At 41.9% G+C, this 2828-nt stretch carries 3 protein-coding genes; 2 read left to right on the plus strand and 1 reads right to left on the minus strand.

Translation table 11 applies throughout. From position 1 onward, the window contains the following. Window positions 1-329: 329 nt before the first annotated feature. Window positions 330-698: an adenosine deaminase gene (locus tag IT291_10855; protein ID MCC6221727.1), complete on the plus strand. Its 369-nt coding sequence runs from the start codon at window positions 330-332 to the stop codon at window positions 696-698. Between the two features lie 38 nt (window positions 699-736). Further along, on the plus strand, window positions 737-2578 hold the full coding sequence (locus IT291_10860) for a DUF4105 domain-containing protein (GenBank protein MCC6221728.1): 1842 nt from the start codon (window positions 737-739) through the stop codon (window positions 2576-2578). A gap of 59 nt (window positions 2579-2637) precedes the next feature. Here IT291_10860 and IT291_10865 read toward each other — a convergent pair whose 3' ends face one another. Beyond that, window positions 2638-2799, minus strand: coding sequence for a hypothetical protein (locus IT291_10865; protein ID MCC6221729.1), 162 nt, complete (start codon window positions 2797-2799; stop codon window positions 2638-2640). Window positions 2800-2828: the final 29 nt, after the last annotated feature.

A 2828-nucleotide genomic window follows, 5' to 3' on the forward strand; every position in this document is an offset into this window, starting at 1 on the left:
CAAGAAAGATTAAAACAGCGAAATAACGCTTAAACCCACTTTCCATCGAAAAACTCCCTAAATATGGCCATAGATACAATTAAACTTATCATACTGCATCTTTTTAAGAGCCTAGGGAACACAAAAAGGTTGCCTTCTCAGAAAACTATCGGCATTTCAGTAGCTTTCTAACAACATCCACGCTACTTCTAAGAGGGCTAAGCAACATATACCGTTTTAATAAAGTAGGTTAAATATTTTACTTACTTCCTGAAAACGGTATAAAACGCATCGTTTCTTCCGCTTTACAACGGAACTTTCTTACACGCATATTAATTTGGAGATTTTCTATGAAAAAGGTATTTACTTTGGTGTTTTTGGCAGCAACCATAGCGTCAATTTCGGGTTGTGCTACTATTATTAGCGGCAAAACACAGAAGATTAACGTTGTTACGTCGTCGGGCAAAAAGATAAAAGCAGCCATAGACGGAATACCTTTCGACGCGCCAGGGATTGTAGAAGTGCATCGCAAAAATAGCGATAAGATTATTTCCACAAGAGATCCTAGATGCAACGAGACTACGTTAGCTCCAAAAACTGTCGATCCTATTTTCTTTATTAACATATTCATTGGTGGAGTGTTTGGTTCGACCACTGACTACGCAACGGAATCTATGTGGAAATACCAAGACACCGTAACAATCACCTGTCAAAATTAAGGCCTTAAATGCACTTCAATCAAACTAAAGTAGCCCTTGTGGCTACTTTAGTTTGCGTCCTAACCATTCTTGCAACATGTCTAACAAGCGCACATGCGGCATCCACGAACTCTCTAGAAAAAGCAATTATCATTGCAAAACAGAAAAAGCTTCACCTATCTCCTACATGGAGATCTCTCTTACACTACAAAAACAACACCTGCTACGTAAACGATCCCAGTTTCCTATTGAATCGCAAGGGTTGCTCGTTAGAGGCTGAACTTGAGGCGTCGCTTTCAGAAATCTTTGAAAACATAAGCGAAGAGAACGAAAACGCGATCTGCAGATTTCCCGCCCGCTACTATTTTCTCCAGCGGGAACTTGCAAAGGAAAATATTACCTTGCCCACTGCGCACTGCAAGGCATTTGAGGAGTATTTAACAAGAGCTCCAGCCGACACTATTGGCTTGGCCTATGCTTCCGAAAACGTCACCAAGCCGGCTAGCATGATGGGGCACTTGTTCTTAAAACTCGCAGCGATAGATAAAGATGGCGCCTCTGTCGAGCATGCAGTTTCGTATTTTACGCGCATCGATACCGCTAACATTCCCATGCTTATCGCTAAAAGCTTCGTACTCGGGATGCCCAGCTTTTTTGCCCTCATGCCGTATGACGAACAGATTCGGAAGTATCGAGACATCGAAAATCAAAATGTTTGGGAATATTCCTTAAACCTCTCAGGCGAAGCAAGAAAACTAATTCGCTATCATATCTGGGAGCTTAAGGACGTCAAATCAAAATATCTCTTTGCAGGATACAATTGTGCAACTGTTGTTTATTTCATTCTTTCGCTAGCCGAACCTGTTTTTTTAGATCAGACTTATTTGTGGGTCACCGCGCTGGACGTAGCAAAACAGGCTGACAAGCATGGGTTGATTGCGGGAACAGTCTTGTATCCATCCAATATATGGAAAATGCGCATGCTTGCAGGCGAATTGGATTCAACGGCTACCGCGTCGATCTACAATGCCATAGAACGAAAAGATCCTAGGGTGTTATTATTGAGCGAGAATGCGACAACGAACTTTTTGCAGCGCGAGCTGGGAAGCACGATTATAAATCACTTGCAACAGCATGAACAAATTTCATTAGACGATTTTAATCGCCTGGAACAGGTCTTTAATGACGACCATGCTGAATCGGAACCGAATCTTATAGACGCTAGCAAATTCAAAAATCCCCTTTTCCGACCGAACGACTCTCAAATAAGTTTTGGGTATTTGTGGAGAGAAGACGAGTCGTATTTAAAACTAAATTTCCTACCGGCCTCGCACAAGCTTACTGACGACAACCGCCAGAGTTTTAGTGAAACTGAACTAGAGCTAGGAGATATTAGCGCTTTGGTAAACATTGACACCGGATCTATAATCCTAGATGAACTTAAACTCTTTTCGTCGATATCTCTTGTGCCTTCGGCTCCCTTTGCTGACAGCCTTTCCGGAAAACTGCAAATTGGCGTGAAGAGACACTACGACAGACATCTCGATTCGTTTCTCGCGGGAGACGTTCTTGCTGGGCTTGGCCTAAGCAAACTGCTTCATGACGATTTGTTAGTTTATTCACTTGCTAACTTAGGTTTTGGATATGGCAATGAAGCACTTTATCCATATGGTTATCCAGAGGTGGGTTTTGTTATTAACGAACTATTAGACATGAAGGGCGTTGGATCATTTAAGTTGATTTGCAACCAAAGCCAAAGCTCATCATGCTACACCCAGTCGGAGATATCTCAATCTATTTTTTTAAATCAAACAGTTAGCGTGAATTTCGAATATAAGAAACTTTGGGACTCGACAAATGACGAGAATACCTTTGAAATTAGTCTGCGACGATATTTTTAATCTATGCCCCAAAAAAAGCGTTTTCCGTAGGCGACGCGAGCCTGGGTTCCACATAACGCTTACTCCCACATGCTACGCAAATCTCTTGCATAGGCAAGGCCAGTAAACAATGAAAAGAAAAGCGCAATCCACAAAAAGACCATTCCAGAAAAATGGAAATCCACTAAAATGCCAAAAACCTCATACGGTTCCCGAATTAGAAGAAATACTATAGCAACCATGGTCCATGCAGTCTTGTGTTTGGCCCAAC

The sequence above is a fragment of the Deltaproteobacteria bacterium genome (genome assembly GCA_020845775.1).
Lineage (GTDB): Bacteria > Bdellovibrionota_C > UBA2361 > SZUA-149 > JADLFC01 > JADLFC01.

Excerpts from the sequence above, each read along its gene's own strand:
- IT291_10865 (MCC6221729.1), bottom strand. The coding sequence starts at position 2,799 with ATGGTTGCTATAGTATTTCTTCTAATTCGGGAACCGTATGAGGTTTTT.
- IT291_10855 (MCC6221727.1), top strand. The coding sequence starts at position 330 with ATGAAAAAGGTATTTACTTTGGTGTTTTTGGCAGCAACCATAGCGTCA.